Raw genomic sequence first — 19066 nt, forward strand, 5'->3', positions numbered from 1 at the left:
GATAATTTATTATCGATTTTCTCAAAGACTTTTTTGAGTTTAGCAATAAGGAAAGCGACTGACAGCCGCAAAGTAAGTTCACTTGCTTTGCATTTATAGGCTGGAAGGAGCATATCAACAATGAGTAAATTAAATGTATATATTAATGCAGATGCTTCCCAAGCTATTGAAGCATTCGGAAAACTTAAAGATAAAACAACCGACTTAGAAAGAGGTTTTGATAAGATAGGAAAATCTTTTGATAAGTTCGGTTCTTTAGCTACTAAAAGTCTAACTGTTCCAATAGCAGCAGGAACAACAGCTTTTGCATTAGCAACTAACAAAGCTGCTGCTTTTGATAATGGAATGCGTGAAGTTCTTACGCTTCTTCCTAAATTAAGCAATGAAGGTTTTGAATCTTTAAAGCAGGAAACTTTGGCTTTTTCTAAAGAAATCGGAAAAGTACCTGAAGAAGTAGTACCTGCTTTATATCAATCACTTTCTGCAGGAGTTCCACGTGAAAATGTATTTGAGTTCTTAAAAACAGCAGCTGAAGCCTCAGTTGCAGGTGTTGCTGAATTAGAAACTTCAGTTGATGGGCTTACTTCAGTTACAAATGCTTATGGAACAGAAGTTCTTAATGTTAATAGAGCTTCAGACATAATGTTTCAAACTGTAAAATTAGGAAAAACAGATTTTACTCAGTTATCAAAATCTTTATTTAATGTCATACCTACCGCTTCAGCGTTAGGCGTTCAGTTTGAAGAAATAGGAGCTGGTATCGCTGTAATGACTGCACAGGGTACTCCTACCTCTGTTGCAACAACACAAATTAGACAGACACTAGTAGAGCTTAATAAAGAAGGCAGCACCACAGATAAAACATTTAGAGAAATAGCAGGAACTAGCTTTAAAGAGTTTATCGAACAAGGCGGTACTCTTCAGGAAGCTCTGCAAATGCTTGCTGAAAAAGCTGCTGAAAGCGGAAAAGATGTTTCTAGTATGTTCAGCAGTGTTGAGGCAGGAAATGCTGCTTTGGCTTTATCTGGAAAGAATGCTAGTAAGTTCAAAGATGCTTTGGATAAGATGAATAATTCAGCAGGTGCTACAGCTGAGGCATTCAAAAAAATAGATGACGGTCCAGCAAGACAGTTTGAAAAAATAAAAGCAGAACTTAGTGCTTTAGTAATAGAGCTTGGAAACAGCCTTCTTCCTGTTGTTAATGAAGATTTACTTCCTGTTATAAGAGATAAAGCAGTTCCTATTGCTGAAAAAATGATTCTTACTATTATATCTTTAATAAAAACATTCAGCGACTTGCCTGCACCTTTGCAGGCTGTAAGTGTAGGATTTGTTTCTTTAGCAGCAGGTTTCGGTCCTGCATTAAAAGGTATAGTAGGAATTGGAAAAGGATTAACCGAAGCTAAGAAAACTATATCAGATTTTAAAAATGCGGTATCTACATTAAAGACATCAGCAAGTTCTATTCAAGGATTAAGCACAGCTTGGAAAGCATTAAATACAGTAATGGTTGCTACACCAATCGGAATTGTTACAGCAGTTAGTGCAGGTCTTGCAGCATTAGCAGTAAACGCTTATAAAACAGGACAAGAAATAAGAAGATTAAAAAAAGAACTTTATGATAATTCTACTGCAGATACATCTGATTTAATGGGATTAAATAGAGAAGCTGATAATATAGCTTTACTATTTAGAGAATATAATAATTTAGCAAAAGCAAAAAATCTTGATGCAGAGGAAACAAAAAGATTAAATGAATTAACAGAAGAACTTACTTCTTTATTTCCAAACTTAAAAACAAAAATGCTTGATGCTTACAGCGTCATAGATGCTAGAAAAGCTAAAGATGAAGATTTTATGACTTCAGATGAAGCTGAAAAACTAGCTAGAGCAACAGAAAATTATAAAAAAGTAACTGAAGAGTATAATAAGGCAAAAGAATATTTTGAGAAAGGAATCTATCAGGATTTAAATGTATTAGATGGTGCTGGAGCAGTTCCTGCTGATAAATTAGAAGAAGCTAGAAAGGAAGTAGAGAAATGGAAGTCTAAGCAGGAGGCATTAAATACTGAGATTACTAAATTAAATACAAATATTAGAGAAAGAAAAGCTCTTTCAATAGACGGCATTAGTATAACAGATAAAGAGATAGAAGCGAATAATAATTTATCTAAATCTACTAAAGATAAAACAAAAAGTTATGAAGATTATTTAGCTTTACTAAAAAAAGCAGAGGCAGAAGAAAACAGAAGAGTCGGCAACCTTCGTAATATGGGTGCTGAAATCAGTGATGCTGAAGCTCTTGAAGCTAAAAAAGATAAAGTAGGTGCTATACTCACAGAAATGAGTACAGCATTAAACTTGAATACTAATCAGATAAAGTATTTAAGTGATAATTACGGATACGCATTAGACAGTATAAAAACTGATAGATTTTCTGAATTAGTAAAAGAAATAGAAGACAGTATATCAGCTTATGAAAGAGGCGTTGCAGTTGCTGAGGAGTTTGGTGATAAAGTAAGTGAAGCCGAACAGCAAGGACAGAAAAGCGAAATAGTAAGAAGCGGAATAGAAAGCATAACGAATGAATTAGAACTTACAACTGAACAAGTAGAAATATTAAAAGAGAAGTTCGGAGAGCTTTGGAAAACTCCTACTCAAAGCCTCGCAAGCTATTTTAGTGCTAATTGGCTTCAAATGCTTAATGACACAATCGGCTATACAAGTGATTTTTATTCTTCTATACAAGAAATGAAAATACAGGCTATAGAGTTTGAAATAGAAAAAAATGAGGAAAGAAAAGAAGCGGCATTAGAAGCGATAGAAGAAGAAAAAAAAGCAAAACTTGAAGCTATAGGAATAATGGAAAACTCTCAAAAGCAGAGTTTATTAAAAGAAATAAAGCAATTACAAAATAGGCAAAAAGTTGCTCTAGGACTTTATGAACAAGAGAGAATAAAAGCAGAGCTTGAAGAGAAACAAAAAGAACTAGCTAAAATACAAATAGAAGAAGAAGCCAAAGCTAAGCAGATGGAAGTAGAAAAAAACTACAATAATGAAAAGATGAGGCTTGAATATAATTCTCAAATGGAAAGCTGGAAAATGTCTTTGGCTCAGGCAACAGCATCTATAGCACAAGCAGGCATAAATGCTTTAGCTTCAGCAATGGCAGTTCCTTTCCCTGCCAACTTAGTTGCTTATGCAACTTTGCTTGGAATTATAGCAGCTGGATCTGTTAACTTGTCAACATTATCCCAAGCTAAACCGCAAGAACCTAAATACTTGGCAAGAGGAGGACTTGTCGAGAGGAGAAACGGAGGAATTAATGCTGTAATCGGAGAGGGAGCAAACGATGAAGCGGTTATACCTCTTGAAGACAGAATACTTTCAAAAATAGGAAGCCAGATTTTTGAAGCTTCAAAAAATAATGATGGAATATATGAAGTAAATACACAGTCAGAAACAAGTTTCAATCAGCCTGTTTATTTAATGCTTGACGGCAAGATAGTTGCAAGCACAATGCTTAATTTAAGCAAACGTGGAGTCAAGGTAGTATCACAAAGGGGAATATTATGAGGCTATTATGGGATAATATTTTTAATAATTTTGAATATACTTTCTCTAGTGAAGATGATTTTTTTCCTATTTCTAATATGTTTAATTATCAAACTCTTGAAGTTGGAAAGTTTGCAAGTGAAACTGAAGGAAGTTTAACACTATCAGGAAACGGCATTATAAATGAAATAGCTGTATTTAATACTAATGCTGATAAAATAAGATTAGAAATAATTGATATAAAAAACAATACTTTAATATATGATATTAATATTATAAATAAACAGGCTATTCATAATATAGCTGCTGTAGAGTTTATAAAAGTAAAAATAACTTTTATCAAAGAAAATAAAGATGGTAATATACTTGAATGCGGATATTTAATACTAGGTGAAGGAGTAGATTTTCCTCCGCACGATAAACAAAAAACGCATACTATAAATTATACTCATAATCAATATTTTTCTTTAACAGGTCATTATTTTCATAGAAAACTTCCTGCTAAAAGCTATGATACTTGGAAAGTATCTTTTCCATATCTGACTAATGATGACAAAGAGAAAATAATAAACTTTTTTGATATTAGTAATTTTGAACCTTTTGCTCTTCAAGTTTGGATAGAAGAAACAATAAGTCCTGATGAGATTATAGAAAATGGTAATTCGGAGATAGAAACAGCAAGATATAATATAAGCAAATACGGATTATCTAAATATGCAAGCAGAACAAATATAATTACAGAAACAATAGAAAAAACAACCGCTGCTAAATCAAAAACTATTGTAAAAGATAATACTATATCAAAAGCTAAATATTATATGAAATCTGGACTCTATGTATGTACTAATGACAAAATAGATTTTAAAAAATTAAAAAATGATTTATATCAGTATTCTACAGAATTAACATTTAGAGAAATAAAATAAAAAATTGTGAGCGTATGGCAAGTTTACTTGACATACATATTATAGCGAACAATTTTTTATGAATAATAAGGATTAAATAATATGTTTGAACTCGTTTATGAACCTTCCTGCATACCTCTTAGCATTGAAGAGGGATATAAAAGACAGAACGAATTATTAAAACATACAAGATTTCTGCATACTGCATTCGAGGGTATAAAAATAGATTTCTCTAATAAAAGCAGTATGCCGTTTATAAGAAAAGGTTCTATATGTATGTTTTGCTATTCAATATATGAAGCTAAAAAGCATATAGTATTAAAAGACAATACAAATAATGACAGCAATAAATACATTCTATTAAAATTAATTAATAACGGAAGAAACCTAGATGCACAAATAGTAAACAGTTTAGACTGTTATTATAATGAAGAATTAGGCGGTTTTTATTTGATCAACAATGAAGGAATAAGCAAATATATTCCATTAGTAATAACCGCCTTCGGCGATGGATATTATGAAATAGATTATTTTGATATGTATAATAATGAAGTTTATTAAAAATAAAGCGAGAACGAGGCATAAAGCAAATTTATTTGCTTTATGATTATAGCCGAGTTTGAGCATAGCAATAATAAATTATTTTGATATGTATAATAATGAGGTGTATTAATGTTTAAGTTAATTAAAGAACCAGAAGAAAATCCAAGCAATTTACTAAACAGCTATAGACTGCAGAATATTATTATGCAAAAAATGCGTATGCTTCACACGGCCTTCGACGGCATAAAATTAAATCATTGGAATGATACAGACAGAGAACTTCCAGATATTTTAGCAGGTAGTATTTGTGAGTTTGAAGGAAGATTATTTGAAACAAATCAAATTATAAAATTAATTGATAATATAACTGATAGCAATAGAGATTTAAGATATATAAAACTTGTTATTCATAGGGATAATGAAGATAGTAATAATGATTATTTGACAGTAGAAATAGCATCAGGAAGCAGTAAGGGAAATGAAGATTTTCCAAATTATGATTATGAAAATAGAGGATTTTATGTAAAAAATGATAATAATATCATAATAGAGAAATATTTAAGATTGTCAATGAAATATGATGCTAGTTTAGGCGGTTATGTAGAGAAAAAATATTGGAATATTAATGACTTTCAAAGGAAAGGATTAACATTAAAAAGAAAAACTGTAAACTTTGGCGTTGGTACACATGAGTTTACTTTTCCAAGTGATGTTAATAGCATAACTGTACATATAACTTCAGGCGGTGGTGGTGCTGGTATGACCATAATAGAAACAGGAGATAATGGGTATCATAATGCTACCAATGGAGGCAATTCTCAGGTATTAATAAATGATGCAGCTATAACAACATGCGGCGGCGGTGGTTGCGGAAAAATGACAGGATTAGCAACAGGTTCAGGATTAGCAGGTCAAGCTAGCGGACAAGGTAAATTATATCAAGGTTCAGATGGATATAAGGGGACACCTGGTCGAGGCGGTATTTTAAATAGCCAATGTTTAGCAAGCGGCGGAAACGGAGGTGATGGTATAGCCCATAACATTGGTAACAAAGGTTCTATAGGAGGCGGCTCTGGGTCCGCTGCTATAGTAGATATAAATAGAGATATGTTAGGAGTTTCTTATAAAATTAAAATTATTGTAGGAGCTGGAGGTGTTAGCGGATATATGGATGGTAATCCAACAAGAATGAATAATGGAGAAAATGGTTCAGCAGTTATTGAATATATGCAGAAATAGTGAGTTTATAAAATGATTAAATCATTTGCAAACATTATAGAACTTGATATTTCTAGTCCTGATACTAGATTAATATTCGCACCTTCTGCAGGTGTATGGATTGCAAGTATTAATGAAATATATTCATTATACAAAGATTCTTATTTTAATGAATTATTTAATATAGAAGAAAATGAATTATATAATTTATTTAATATAGGTTCTATCAGTGTTGACAATGACAGAGGATATATAGAAGTATTTTCTTTAGAAGCTCTTTATCAGCAAAATAAATCTTATTATCAATATACAGAAAATAAAATAAATTATATAGCTATACATTTTAATAACTTTGAAACTCCTTACAGCAAGAAAAATATTATTATAAATATAAAAAGATTATTCTCCACACGTGAATGGCTTGATAGTAATAATAATTCGCCACAGGCGGGCAGTCGCCTAATTACTGAATTAAATAATATATACATAGAACCTAGAGTTGAGGAGATAGATACAGCGGATATAGAAGGGGATTCGCTTGCATTTGATACTATTCAAACAAATGAGATGTCTGTTACATTAAGAAATGATGACGGACTTTTTGATGATTTTATTAATTTATACGGCAATAGATTTTTAGTCAGGCAGGTGTTTGACGGCAGCGATTTTTTTGATTCAAAAATTATATTCTCTGGTTTTATTCAAAAGCCTGACTATGCTTTTTTAGAAACTGTAACAATAACAGCATCGGATATAAGAGCTTCTTTTTCTACTGAACTTCCTAAAAATGTTTTCAGTGAAAAAGAATATTCAGACTTAAAAAACTTCCCAGAGAATGTTCAAAGCGGGGAAGATACTATTGACACCTGCAGAACTTTAGCAGCTGGACATGGCATTATAGTAAAATTAAAACCTATAAAATATTATACTCCTGATATATTAAATCCTGATTTAATACCAGAAGTAGTTTTTGAAATATGCGATACATCAAGACATGCTATAGAAAGTATTGTTAATAGAAATGACAAACTTGATGGTAATAAATTGAAGCCGCATATATATTTTATAGAAACACCAGAAAGCGAAAATGAAATAATAGAACGTGAAAATGGTAAGGTTATAAGCGGAGAATTGGAGATATTTATACCTGAGTTTAAAGATTATAATGATGGAAAAGGAAGTCAAAGAGTATGGACATTAGATAAAGAAAAAGGTCAGTTAATTTTTAGAGGACATAAACAAATACATTCTATAACAGATACTAATGATAATTTATATGAGTTATATGCAGAAATAGATATACCGCCTTATAAATCTTTAACTCTCATTAGAGAGATTTTAGAAGATTATGAGAACATAGCATACATTAAAGAAAATTATAATATAGAAAATTGGCAGATTGAAGAAGAACGTTCAAGAGAAATAGCTATTTTGCTTGATAATGATAATAAAAAAACTACACTTGATTTAATAGGAGAACTTTCATTTTTAGAGCAAGGAAGATTAGAGATATATGACAATAAAATAGATTTTATTAGTACAAGATTTCGCAGTAATGAAGCTAAATATAAAATAAAACAATACTGCATGGGAAGAGTTGATAAAACGGTAGAAGAAGGTGAATATTTATCAAGCTGCAGTATTAAATATGATCTATTAAAATCTACATACAAAAATACTGACTTTGAAGAGGAAGCTAAAAAAAGGCATAGAATAAATGCACATGAGGAGTTTGAAACATTACTAAAAAGAAAAGAAGACACTATCAGTTTATCTAATGAAATAATGAAAAGCAGATACTTATTAAAAGAGTATTATACATTTGAATATTATGAAACTTTAGATTTTCTAAAGTTATTTGATATAGTAGAGTTTGAATATAGAAGAGAAAACGGCACTTATTATATAAAGCCTTGCAAGTGTGAAATACTCAAACTCAATATATTTGATAATGTAATTAAGCTAAGACAATTATAATTTTTAGGAGGCATTATGATTACAAGTTTAGGAGTTATTGCAATAGATAATATGTCAGTAGAAGATATAGCATACAGCTATAATTATGCAGAATATATTGAATTGAAACATGATATAGATTCAGCCAAAAAAGAATTAAATATTACAAATATTTGTAATACTCATGATGCTATAAAAATTGCAGAGCACATAAATAATTTATGGAGATAAAAAATGAAAAAAAATGCTAATACCTGTAATTTATGCAGTAAGAGAGATACATGCGTACAGTTATGCGATGATATGAAAAAAATAATAAGAAATAAAAAAAATAATAATGATATTTATTCTGATGCTACATTTAATGCATTTGAAATAGATCTCTCAAATATTATATATACTTTTGGCCTGTCAAAACTAGAAGATAGAGACAGCAAAAGAATAATAATAGCATTACTTAAAAAAGATCAAAGAAAAATGCTTTCTTTGCTGTCAAAAGGATATACACAAAAAGAAATAGCAAAAGAATTAAAAATGTCTCAGAGTAATATTTCCCAAAAACTGAATAATATAAAAAAAGAGCTTCAAGAATCAATGATACAAATAATGCCATATATTTTATAATTTTTTATATAAGCAATGAATTATCCTTATATTTTTTTATATAAGTGTATGAATATCAATATAAGGATAAAACATGTCAAAGGAAAGTATAACAGAATTAAATAAAAAAGAAATATCATTAATAGAAAAATATATTAAGCTAAAAAATGATGAGAAAAAGAATAGCGAAAATATTGAGGCTATGAAAGATGATGTTCTTAAAATATTAAAAGAACATGAAGGTAAAGTTGTGCATAACGGATATAACATATCAATGCATGCGAATACATCGTATCAATACAGCGAATCTATAGTGAATATAGAAACAGAAATTAAAGTATTAAAGCAAAGAGAAGTGACGCTTCAAATAGCAAAACCGAAATCAAATACTGAATATATAAAAGTATACGAATTAAAAAAAGAGGAAAGATAAATAATAAGCGAGTATGAGCCGCCGCTATACTGGAGTATAGCGGGATTTTTAGGCACGCAAAGCGACAGCAATATAGAAAATAAAGAGGAGTGATATATGTTTAATGAAAATATATTAAATAAAATCGGTATAAATATAAAATGGCTTATGCCATTAAATAATGCTTTTCAAAAATACAATATTACGGATAAAAAAGAAGCTGCTATGTTTTTAGCACAAACTACGCATGAAAGTAATGATTATAAAAGGCTTGAAGAGAGCTTCAGATATACTCCTCAAAGGCTTTTTGATGTTTTCAAAAAAAGGGTTGGAAGTTTGGAAAATGCTAAAAAGTTATGTATTCAGGGAGCTGAGGCTATTGGCAACTTTGTTTACGGCGGTCGTTTAGGTAATACAGAAGACGAAGGCTATAAATATAGAGGCAGAGGTATTATTCAGCTTACTGGAAAAAATAATTATAGAAATTACGGAAAAAAAATAAATGCTGATTTAGTTAATAATCCAGATTTGGCAAAAGAGTCTAATAATGCTGTAGAGATTGCTTTATTATTTTGGCAGGAAAAAGGATGCGGTATTTTAGCCTCTCAAGGCGATGTTAAAGGAGTTACAAAACTTATTAACGGCGGATACAACGGACTTGAGGATAGGCAGAAAAGATTTGAAAGAATATTAAAAATATTAGAGGGTTCAAATGGCTGATATATTGACTGCCTTATCTATAATAGGTATTTGTACAACAATACTTATTATAGGGAAATGGGTTAAAGAACTTATTATGCATAATAAACAAGCTAACTTAAAAGCAAATCTTAAAGATGGTACTATAGAGTTTGGAAATAATAAAGCTAATATAGAAAAACCTATAGAGAATCAAAATAAAATAGTATCTAATGCTTTTGAATCCCCAAAAGAACTAGCTGTATTAGAATCTAAAAATAACAGTGAAATATTAGCTTATTATAATGGTGATAATAAAGATGAAAATAAGTTTAAATATGATGATAAAATTACATCGCTTACAGTTTATAAAGAATACAGCAGTATAATAAGTCAAAGCACATTAAAAGTACAAAGTCAAATCATAAGCTACATAGCACATAATCATATACTTAATAAAAACAAGTCCGAGTTTGAAAAATATGTAAAAGAAAAAAGAATAGAAATTATAGATATATATAATACATCTTTATCTAAAAGCGATATTATAAGTATAAAAAAATTGGCATTAGAAAATATCTGCAACTTCTATTATATGATTATATTAGACAAAGTTAAAGATATTTACAAATCAATTTACAATAATCATAAAGCACAATATGAGAAACGTAAGGATTTTTTGAAAAATCTTAAAAATATTCCTGCTGCTGACAGATTAAAAAGTTATTATGTATTTATCTATAATAACTTTACTGAAACAACTATTAAAGACAGTGAAATAGTTTTAGAAAATCTTGAATATTTGCAGAAGTTTCTTCTAGGCATATTTCACGACAATTTAAAATATAATGGAGTTAGATAAATGAGTTTTATAGACAAACATAATGCCAATAAAAAAGTAAGCATATATACAAGCATAATCAGCTTTGTTTTAGGATGGGTTGTTGTATTTTATTTAATAGTAATAAAAGGATTAACTCCTGCTCAGGATTGGGGAGTTGCATTGCTTATTATAGTTTTAGGTTTAAGCAGTGTCAGTATGGGAAGCGATTTAAGAGGCTTTCTAAAGATATTAAAAAACAATAATCATAATGATGATGATAAAAAAAATAATAATAAAGAATAAAAGGAGTAAGAATGATTACATCGACAATGTTTTTTAGTTTTTTTAGAACTAAGTTAGGCAAGCGAATAATAGCTGCTGTTATTATTGCTTTAGTAGTTTTTGTATGCTTTTCAGTTATAGCATATAAAAATAATACTATAAGGCAAAAGGAAAAAGAGATTGCACAATATCAGGAGAATATTAAAGGTTTAGAGCTTCAAACTCAAACACTTCAAAATGAGATACTGTTTATTAAAGAAAATGAAAAGTTCCAAAATAGTTTTAGTAATTCTGATACTATGATTAAAAGCATAGACCAAGAAAAGCTGACAAGGACAGAATATGAAACATTTAATAGTATATCTAATAATTTTTATAAGTATTTTAATAGTATTAACTTCATGCAGTACAAAAATAAAATATGTCAAAGTACCGCTTTCTACACCGCCAGAAATATTTATTATAAAGTCAGCAACAAATCGGCAGGATTTAATGAGAAGGTATCAGGAAAGTATTATAAAAATAGGAGAATGGCAGATTTGGTACAATGCACAAGTAGCCACAAATTATTACTTATATAAAAATAAATAACAAAAACAATAGGAGTTTTATTATGCTTGAAAAAACTACAGAATATCAAGAAGTATCTGCACAGCAGAATGAAGAAACTGTATATGCTGAAGATATTAATCAAATAATAACAAATGTAGAAAAATTAAAAGGCGGTCAGGCTAATGAAGCTCCTGTTTCTAATATCAAAGATTTACATTCTAGTATAAATGAGTTAAAAGAAAGAATTGATGGTTTAGGAAATGAAGGAAGTTCATCATCAAAGTCGATATTATTCAATAAAATTAAAAAAATATCTGAAATAAATATAAACATTAGCGAACAGGAAATGATTTTAGCTGTTTATGAACTATTTACTTATTTACCTATTCAAAAGATAAACAACAATACTTTATCTTTTGTTACATTTCCAAAAGATTTAGCAAGTTTTTTTTATTTGCCTAAAATACAAGTAAATGCTTTATATAATGGAATAACAGCAATACCATTTTTTAATAAAAATTTATCTAGTGACAGAAGCTATATAATTGATAGTTTATTTTTTAGTGTATTTAATATAAGCAATGATCCTTTTGTAAATCTATGCGGAACTACAGATATAGATATATCTCAAAAAGATTTTAGCGATGTATCTGCATCATGTTATATAAAGTTTATATATCAAGACGGATTTGATAATGTAGAAGTTAATAATTCTTTAACAGTATATTAAAAATTATAAGGAGTAAATATGTTTAAATTAATATTAATTTTTTTAATAGGTGCTATGGTGTTTTTTACTTTTATTGGAATAGTAAAATACTATAACAAGTTTATGAATGAGGTTGAAGGAACATTTAGAGATAGATTAAAAGCTCTTATTAAAGAAAAAACATCAGTATATTATTTTATTAAATTAGCTTATGGATGCTTGATGTTTTTTATAGCTATTATTTCATAAATCAAAGTTTGAAATTGCTAATCCAATATTACTTCTAATCTGCCATTTTCTACTAACAATAAAATGTTTTAAGGCGGAGCTTAAAAAGTTCCGCCCTATTTTTTATAAAATTATTTTTTTTGTATGCTTTCTAAATATCTTTTATGAATAGCCTCTATATATTCGCCTAAAGACATATTGTACTTTCTTGCATAGTCTTTCATTTCATTAATACACTCTTCTGAAGCTGTAAAAGCCCAGTGCAGTTTTTTTGGTGCTTTTTTTTAACTCTTCTTTTTTTTCTAATTCATTAGTCATATACAACTCCTTGATATTATTTATTTTAATATTATAATTTTTGCATCAGGCATACTTGCAGTGTATGCCTGATAGAGAACAAAGTTTTATATTGTTCATTCTTTAAATATGTCTATTAGAGCAATTACGGTATTGGCTATAACAAATATTGCTCTAATAGCTTTTTCTAAATTAAAAGTCATAATTCACCTACTTTTTTATATGGAGGGATAAAATGAAATATAAAAAATAAGGGCGGAGCTTAAACTCCTGCCCTTGAAAAATTGAAATATAATTTATGAGTTTTTAGAAATTAATATAAATGAATTTTAAACTTTTTTATAAAAATAAGCAATAAAATATTTAATAAAAAAATTATTTAAGACGATAATATTATTGCTCAGAAAAAATTAAAAACAGTTTAAAAAACTTTTTATTTGAAAAGCCTGCCTATCAAAGACAGGCTTATTAAAATAAAAGGAGCTGTTTTTATGAAAACGCTAGACTATCTAAAATTATATGATAACAATAATTCTAATTTAATAATCAATTATCTTGAATATATAAAACTTTATAAGTCAAAATCTACAGTAAATACTTATGCAAACAGCATCAAAAACTTTTATAATTTTCTTTATAATTATTACAGTATCGGACAGTATAATACAGTACAGTCCGAAAAAATACTTAATAGTAATAATATAGGACTGTCTAAAGATATACTATTATACAATACTACGGTATTGTATAATAAAGTAAACAGAAAATGCATTGAAGACTATATCTCTTATCAAGTTAATAAAAATCTCGGCGCCGACATCATTCACTGCAGAGTTATGGCTGTAAAAAGTTATTTTAAGTATTTAGTGAAATTAAAAAAAATAAGTACCGAAACTTTTTTTGATATTTTTGATGAGCTTAAAACTCCAAAAATAATCGTAAAAAATCAGCTATTAATAAAAGCAGATGAAACTTTATCTATTACAAAAAAGATAAAAGAAAAATCAGAAAGTTTTGCAGATGAGAGAAATATATTCATGCTTTTGCTGATGTCTAATACAGGCATACGCCGTAAGGAGCTTGCCTGCATAGACATTGACAATATTCACTTTGATAATAATACCATAGCTATTTATAAAAGCAAGGGAGATAAACCAAGAATTATTTCTTTTTCTAATTCTATAAAATCTAAACTATTTGAATATTTAAAATTAAGAAAATCTATATTAAAGCAGAGAAACAAAATACATAATATGCTATTTATTAAGACAAACGGAGATCCTCTTAACATAAATACTATAAGCACAATAATGCATTTCATTTCTAAAAAAACAAATATAAAAGTTACTTGTCATTCATTAAGAAGAGGCTTTGCAACTGATATGGCAGAAAACGGAACTGACATTTATGTTATATCAAAAATGCTTGGACATCAAAATATTAATACAACCGTGTCAAGATATATTTATGTTCTTGCTGGAATGATAAAAGAGGCTATGGAAAATCACCCATTTTCTAAGTTTCAAAATAGTACGAAAAAAGACTGTATTAAAAAAGACATTAAAATAAATATGCTTGAAGAATGGAAAGACTTAACGGGCAGAATGAATGAAATATTAAACAGTTTTGAAAAAATTGAAAAGGATTTTAATAGGGCTTAAAAGATTGGCTGTAATCTCTGCCAAGATTACAGCCTGCGAGCTAATTTTATGATTAGTAAAAACTATAATACTGTTTAGTTAATATAAAAAATATTAGAAAATATTAATTTGTGTAGTATAAAAAAATTGCATATATATAGGTTAATATAGCATTTTGCTATATTGCTAAATAACATTTTGCTATATTGCTAAATAACATTTTGCTATACGAGTTTAAAGATATATTAAAGACCTGTTAAAGATTAACCTAATGATTATTTAAAGACTTTAAACTAACTGACTGACTTATGCAGATTTTATTTTTTGAATAATGGCTGAGACAAAAAATATTTGAATGCTATTGCGATAATATAATGCAAATTGATGTTTGAAGTATTTATTACAATGCCTTTATTTAAAGCGTAAAGCCTTATTTTTAGGGACTTTTTTATCTAGGTATACATTTATATATACTTTACTAAAAAACACTCTTTACGGCAGTATTTTAAATTTTAAAAAAAATGTTTTTTTGTTGACTTTAAAATATTTTTGTGTATATTAGTTAATGACTGATAAAATAAAAAATGCTATCAAAAAAGGCGTGAGAAACCTTTTGGCATCGGAGTAAAAATATGAAAAAGTATATAGGTGTACTATATTCTGCAGGGCTGTATGCTCTAAAGAAAAATAACAGTAATTGTTCTTTTAATTTAATTAGCTCGAAATGCGATACAAGTTATATAAACTATACTTTCTCATATAGTTTTTTACTCACTTGTATTTTATCAGTCAATAAAAATACACTTGTATCGCTTTCTATAAATCTAAAAAAATTCGTTAAAATTATTATTTTTATTATTAATAATAAATTAATAATTGACATTTTATAAGTTTTATAATAGAGTAATTGACTATGCGGAGCGGGTAAACGCGGTATTTAATTAACTAATACTGAGGAAAGTCCGTACCTCTAAAGGGCATCATGCAAGCTAACGGCTTGAAGGCGAAAGTCTATGGAAAGTGCAGCAGAAAATATACCGCCGATTTGGTAAGGGTGAAAAGGCATGGTAAGAGCATACCGCATTTATGGCAACATAAATGGCAGTGCAAACCCCATGAGAGGCAAGAGCAAACAGAAACGGATTGCCCTTTTCCTAAGTTTCAGGTGGCTCGCTAAAGCATTGTAGCGATATAATGCAAAGATAAATGTTTACCTTAAATGACAGAATACGGCTTATAGCTCCGCTTACTTTATATTGATTAATAATTAGTACTGAAAAGGCTTAGCTTTTGTAAAATCAGGCAAATAGGATTCAGAACTCTCTATTTCCTGAATAAGTAAATTTTCAAATCCTAAATCAATAGCATAGTTAACTATATCATCATACTCTTTTTTAGTTATTTTCCTATTAATAGATTCAAAATTACAAGCTTTGAATTTTGGATTATACTGAGACATTAAAGATACAGTGCTTTTTAAAAAACCTCTTTCTTTTAATTCTATCAATACATCATAAGAGTCAGATTCATTATTAGGAAGTATCAAATGCCTTATTATAATCCCGCTTTCAGCAATTCCTTTATCATTAACTATTAAATCTCCTGTCTGACTTTTCATTATTTCTAAAGCATTCATAGCAGTATTAAAATAATTTGCAGCTTTGGAATATTTAAAAGCCTTATCATCAAATACATATTTTAAATCAGGAAGATATATATCAATAATACCATCTAAACAATCTAAAAGCTCTTTTGTATCATAGCCATTAGTATTATATACTATAGGTAAATTTAATCCTTTTTCTAAAGCAATTTTTAATCCTTTCAAAACAGGATATATAATATGAGATGCACTAACCAAATTTATATTTAAAGCTCCTTTTTTTTCTAAATCTAAAAAATATTCAGCTAAAATATTAATATCAATTATTTCTCCTATACCGTCGGAACTTATTTGATGATTCTGACAAAATACACAGTTTAAATTGCAGCTTGAAAAAAATACCGTACCGCTTCCATTATCTCCTACAAGCATAGGCTCTTCTCCAAAATGCAAAGTACGGGAAGCTACTTTTATATGATTAGTATCTTCAAAAATTTTACATCTTCCAATTTTGTTTTTATTTCTATTAACATTGCATATATGTCCGCAGCATATACAATTATCATAAAGAAGTTTTGCTTTTTCTATTGATTTATCTATACTCTCTAAATGTTTTTTATTATACAAAATGCATACCAATAATTATATTATATTAAGTATTATACTAAAATAAATTAATTTGTCAAAATTAGGATAAAAGGTTTTATATTTTTATTAATTTTTATAGTTCAAACATTAAGGAAGCTCTTTAATTCCAAGTTCTTTTAAAAAATTATTATGCTTTAATTTGGCATTTTTTATATCTATTTTTATATTATTAAGTTCTTGTATTACATCATCTATATTTATTATTTCTTCTTCATCTGATATATTTACATATCTTGAAATATTAAGATTATATCCGTTTTTTTCTATTTCTTTCATATTCTTTCATAGATATTCTTTGATACTCTTTGAGAATATTTTTTGTCGTTTTTTTTTCTGTATTTATATGTATCAACTATTTTATTAATATGTTTATCTAAAAGTATATTCTGACGTTTTCCTTTTTCAAATTCATTGCTTGCATTTATAATAAGCACATCGTCAAATTTTTTGCATTTTTTAAGCACCAATATACAAAATTATTAGTTTTTATTATTGCTATGCGTGCCGACGAAGTCCACTACAGTGTTGGCAGGCGTCGCTTTAACTACATCGATAATAAATTATCGATGTGCTTCGGCTCACTTTTTTTAATTATTTTTTTATTATTATTAAAAATTATTATTTATTATTATTTCCAATAAAAATTATGAGCTTTGGTACTCTGCCATTCTGTGAATGTCAGACGCTCATAATTTTTATAATTTAAGTTATAAGCAAGCTGATAGTTTACTTATGTCAGTTATAAGCTGTTTGTTTATCTTTATTATTACTAATAAAAAACTTGTTCGTCAATAATCCCTGCCATTCTTAACAATGTCAGACACTCACAAGTTTTATAATATCAATTGTCGGCTATTATTAAGTGAGTTTATCGATAACAATAACAAAGAGATAAACGAGCAGCTAATAACCGACAATAAGGAGGTTATTAGCTATTTTAAAGCGAGTTTATCTATAACAATATGTATATTTTAACTCTATGAGTTTATTAATGAAATATTTCTCTATTTTACTTTCATCTTTCATTTTTATGTACCTTTCATTTTTAGTAAATATTTATTTAAAATTATTCTTCAATATTTTTTATTAAACCAATTAACAGTCTATTATATCATAATTAATGATATAATACCATTTATTTGAGATGATTATATACTTTGAAATTTATTTATTAAATATAAGAAATAAAAAGCAAGTGCCTAAACACCTGCTTTTATCATAATTCTAAATTAATTATTCATTATCTTTTTTACAGCCTCTATAACAATATCCTGCTCTTCTTTCAAAATATCATTATCTATAGGCAAAGCTATATTATGTTTTGAAGCATATTCTGATACTGGCATATCTCCTTCTTTGTATCCCAGACTTTTAACTAATATAGGTGCTAAATGTATTGGGTGAGGATAGTAAAGTGCAGTAGGCACGCCCAATTCATTTAATTTAGTTCTAATTTCATCTCTGTTATCTTCTACTTGTATGACATACTGAGCATAAACACTTTTATTATATTCTGCTATTTCAGGAACTTTTACTATATCTTTTAACTGACTGCTGTAATATTCGGCTGCATTTCTTCTATGATTCATATCTTCATCAAAGCCTTTAAATTTTTCAAGCAAAATGCCTGCCTGTAAATTATCGAGTCTTCCTGTAGTTCCTAATTTAATATGTATCATTCCGCCTTCATCACCATGATGACGAAGCTGCTTTACATTTTTATATAATTCTTCATTGTTAGTAAATACCATTCCGCCGTCTCCGAAACAGCCTAAAGGCTTTGCCGGAAAAAATGAAGTTACAGCAATATCTCCTAATTTTCCAGAACATGATTTTATATTTTTATAGCTGGCTCCGAATGATTGGCATGCATCTTCTATAACAAATATATTATTCCTTTTAGCAATATCAAGTATAATATCATAATTGGCACATTGTCCGAATAAATTAACAGGTATAATAGCAGCAGTATTTTTATTGATTAAACTCTCAAGCTTTTTTACATCCATATTAAAATATTCATCAATATCGCAAACTCTTACTTTCATTCCTAAAAAAGCAGGAGCCTCAGCGGTAGAAAAAAAAGTCATAGCAGGTACTATTATTTCTTTATTTGAATGATCTTCTCCAGCATTAAATCCCAATGCCAAAAGTGAAAGCACTAATCCGACATGTCCTGATGACACACCTACAGCATATTTAACACCTGTATAATTTGATAATTCTTTTTCAAGCATCTCTAATTCTTCGCCAAATATAAATTGGCTTCTCTCTATAATAGAAGATATCTTTTTATCAATAGCTTCTTTTCTTTTTTCATATCCCCTATAAAGGTTCATATACTTCATAAAAAAATCCTTGTTATTAAATATAATCAAATTGTATTCAAAATTATAATTAATGTCAATATTTTT

At 28.4% G+C, this 19066-nt stretch carries 19 protein-coding genes and 1 other RNA gene; 16 read left to right on the plus strand and 4 right to left on the minus strand.

Features of this window, described 5'->3' with window-relative positions:
* The first annotated feature begins 120 nt into the window (after positions 1–120).
* The 16 genes from QZ288_RS01820 to rnpB all read left to right on the plus strand — a co-directional run bounded on the left by QZ288_RS01820 (position 121) and on the right by rnpB (position 15654).
* On the plus strand, positions 121–3576 hold the full coding sequence (locus QZ288_RS01820) for a phage tail tape measure protein (RefSeq protein WP_295154343.1): 3456 nt from the start codon (positions 121–123) through the stop codon (positions 3574–3576).
* The gene (locus QZ288_RS01825; RefSeq protein WP_295154344.1) at positions 3573–4481 is read left to right on the plus strand and encodes a hypothetical protein; all 909 of its coding nucleotides are present in this window, start codon (positions 3573–3575) and stop codon (positions 4479–4481) included. Before QZ288_RS01820 ends, QZ288_RS01825 begins: the two co-directional genes overlap by 4 nt.
* 81 nt (positions 4482–4562) lie before the next feature.
* Positions 4563–5021 (plus strand): hypothetical protein, encoded by a 459-nt coding sequence (locus tag QZ288_RS01830; RefSeq protein ID WP_295154346.1) that lies wholly within the window; start codon positions 4563–4565, stop codon positions 5019–5021.
* Between the two features lie 111 nt (positions 5022–5132).
* Complete coding sequence (locus tag QZ288_RS01835; protein ID WP_295154348.1) at positions 5133–6242, plus strand: hypothetical protein; 1110 nt, start codon at positions 5133–5135, stop codon at positions 6240–6242.
* A gap of 12 nt (positions 6243–6254) precedes the next feature.
* A complete protein-coding gene (locus QZ288_RS01840; RefSeq protein WP_295154350.1) occupies positions 6255–8198 on the plus strand; it encodes a hypothetical protein in 1944 nt (647 codons plus the stop codon).
* Between the two features lie 15 nt (positions 8199–8213).
* Complete coding sequence (locus QZ288_RS01845; RefSeq protein WP_020063767.1) at positions 8214–8408, plus strand: hypothetical protein; 195 nt, start codon at positions 8214–8216, stop codon at positions 8406–8408.
* 3 nt (positions 8409–8411) lie between these two features.
* Positions 8412–8801 (plus strand): ArsR family transcriptional regulator, encoded by a 390-nt coding sequence (locus QZ288_RS01850; RefSeq protein ID WP_295154356.1) that lies wholly within the window; start codon positions 8412–8414, stop codon positions 8799–8801.
* A 73-nt stretch (positions 8802–8874) separates the two neighbouring features.
* The gene (locus QZ288_RS01855) at positions 8875–9213 is read left to right on the plus strand and encodes a hypothetical protein (protein ID WP_295154358.1); all 339 of its coding nucleotides are present in this window, start codon (positions 8875–8877) and stop codon (positions 9211–9213) included.
* 96 nt (positions 9214–9309) lie between these two features.
* The gene (locus QZ288_RS01860; protein ID WP_295154360.1) at positions 9310–9912 is read left to right on the plus strand and encodes a glycoside hydrolase family 19 protein; all 603 of its coding nucleotides are present in this window, start codon (positions 9310–9312) and stop codon (positions 9910–9912) included.
* Complete coding sequence (locus QZ288_RS01865; RefSeq protein ID WP_295154362.1) at positions 9905–10732, plus strand: hypothetical protein; 828 nt, start codon at positions 9905–9907, stop codon at positions 10730–10732. Before QZ288_RS01860 ends, QZ288_RS01865 begins: the two co-directional genes overlap by 8 nt.
* Positions 10733–10996, plus strand: a complete 264-nt coding sequence (locus QZ288_RS01870; protein WP_020063762.1) for a hypothetical protein — start codon at positions 10733–10735, stop codon at positions 10994–10996.
* Positions 10997–11007: 11 nt separating this feature from the next.
* Entirely contained in the window at positions 11008–11556 is a 549-nt protein-coding gene (locus QZ288_RS01875; RefSeq protein ID WP_295154372.1) for a hypothetical protein, read from the plus strand.
* Positions 11557–11588: 32 nt separating this feature from the next.
* On the plus strand, positions 11589–12257 hold the full coding sequence (locus QZ288_RS01880; RefSeq protein ID WP_295154374.1) for a hypothetical protein: 669 nt from the start codon (positions 11589–11591) through the stop codon (positions 12255–12257).
* 18 nt (positions 12258–12275) lie between these two features.
* Entirely contained in the window at positions 12276–12485 is a 210-nt protein-coding gene (locus QZ288_RS01885; protein ID WP_295154376.1) for a hypothetical protein, read from the plus strand.
* A 767-nt stretch (positions 12486–13252) separates the two neighbouring features.
* Positions 13253–14422 carry a site-specific integrase gene (locus QZ288_RS01890; RefSeq protein WP_295154378.1) on the plus strand — a complete coding sequence of 390 codons (1170 nt, stop codon included), beginning with the start codon at positions 13253–13255 and terminating at the stop codon, positions 14420–14422.
* 891 nt (positions 14423–15313) lie between these two features.
* An RNA gene (gene rnpB, locus QZ288_RS01895) (RNase P RNA component class A) lies at positions 15314–15654 on the plus strand.
* A gap of 14 nt (positions 15655–15668) precedes the next feature.
* Here the strand turns inward: rnpB and QZ288_RS01900 are convergent.
* From QZ288_RS01900 to QZ288_RS01915, 4 genes are all read right to left on the minus strand, one after another.
* Positions 15669–16634 carry a radical SAM protein gene (locus tag QZ288_RS01900; protein ID WP_363322941.1) on the minus strand — a complete coding sequence of 322 codons (966 nt, stop codon included), beginning with the start codon at positions 16632–16634 and terminating at the stop codon, positions 15669–15671.
* A gap of 105 nt (positions 16635–16739) precedes the next feature.
* Complete coding sequence (locus QZ288_RS01905) at positions 16740–16928, minus strand: hypothetical protein (protein ID WP_295154382.1); 189 nt, start codon at positions 16926–16928, stop codon at positions 16740–16742.
* A complete protein-coding gene (locus QZ288_RS01910; RefSeq protein ID WP_295154384.1) occupies positions 16925–17116 on the minus strand; it encodes an N-6 DNA methylase in 192 nt (63 codons plus the stop codon). Before QZ288_RS01910 ends, QZ288_RS01905 begins: the two co-directional genes overlap by 4 nt.
* 765 nt (positions 17117–17881) lie before the next feature.
* A complete protein-coding gene (locus QZ288_RS01915) occupies positions 17882–19000 on the minus strand; it encodes a DegT/DnrJ/EryC1/StrS family aminotransferase (protein ID WP_295154386.1) in 1119 nt (372 codons plus the stop codon).
* Between the last annotated feature and the right edge of the window lie 66 nt (positions 19001–19066).

This window comes from uncultured Brachyspira sp. (assembly GCF_910578695.1).
Taxonomy (GTDB): Bacteria; Spirochaetota; Brachyspiria; order Brachyspirales; family Brachyspiraceae; genus Brachyspira.

Coding starts and splice junctions, on each gene's coding strand:
- QZ288_RS01820 (WP_295154343.1), top strand. CDS start 121: ATGAGTAAATTAAATGTATATATTAATGCAGATGCTTCCCAAGCTATT.
- QZ288_RS01915 (WP_295154386.1), bottom strand. CDS start 19,000: ATGAAGTATATGAACCTTTATAGGGGATATGAAAAAAGAAAAGAAGCT.
- QZ288_RS01855 (WP_295154358.1), top strand. CDS start 8,875: ATGTCAAAGGAAAGTATAACAGAATTAAATAAAAAAGAAATATCATTA.
- QZ288_RS01840 (WP_295154350.1), top strand. CDS start 6,255: ATGATTAAATCATTTGCAAACATTATAGAACTTGATATTTCTAGTCCT.
- QZ288_RS01850 (WP_295154356.1), top strand. CDS start 8,412: ATGAAAAAAAATGCTAATACCTGTAATTTATGCAGTAAGAGAGATACA.
- QZ288_RS01880 (WP_295154374.1), top strand. CDS start 11,589: ATGCTTGAAAAAACTACAGAATATCAAGAAGTATCTGCACAGCAGAAT.
- QZ288_RS01890 (WP_295154378.1), top strand. CDS start 13,253: ATGAAAACGCTAGACTATCTAAAATTATATGATAACAATAATTCTAAT.
- QZ288_RS01885 (WP_295154376.1), top strand. CDS start 12,276: ATGTTTAAATTAATATTAATTTTTTTAATAGGTGCTATGGTGTTTTTT.
- QZ288_RS01830 (WP_295154346.1), top strand. CDS start 4,563: ATGTTTGAACTCGTTTATGAACCTTCCTGCATACCTCTTAGCATTGAA.
- QZ288_RS01835 (WP_295154348.1), top strand. CDS start 5,133: ATGTTTAAGTTAATTAAAGAACCAGAAGAAAATCCAAGCAATTTACTA.
- QZ288_RS01875 (WP_295154372.1), top strand. CDS start 11,008: ATGATTACATCGACAATGTTTTTTAGTTTTTTTAGAACTAAGTTAGGC.
- QZ288_RS01845 (WP_020063767.1), top strand. CDS start 8,214: ATGATTACAAGTTTAGGAGTTATTGCAATAGATAATATGTCAGTAGAA.
- QZ288_RS01870 (WP_020063762.1), top strand. CDS start 10,733: ATGAGTTTTATAGACAAACATAATGCCAATAAAAAAGTAAGCATATAT.
- QZ288_RS01865 (WP_295154362.1), top strand. CDS start 9,905: ATGGCTGATATATTGACTGCCTTATCTATAATAGGTATTTGTACAACA.
- QZ288_RS01860 (WP_295154360.1), top strand. CDS start 9,310: ATGTTTAATGAAAATATATTAAATAAAATCGGTATAAATATAAAATGG.
- QZ288_RS01825 (WP_295154344.1), top strand. CDS start 3,573: ATGAGGCTATTATGGGATAATATTTTTAATAATTTTGAATATACTTTC.
- QZ288_RS01905 (WP_295154382.1), bottom strand. CDS start 16,928: ATGAAAGAAATAGAAAAAAACGGATATAATCTTAATATTTCAAGATAT.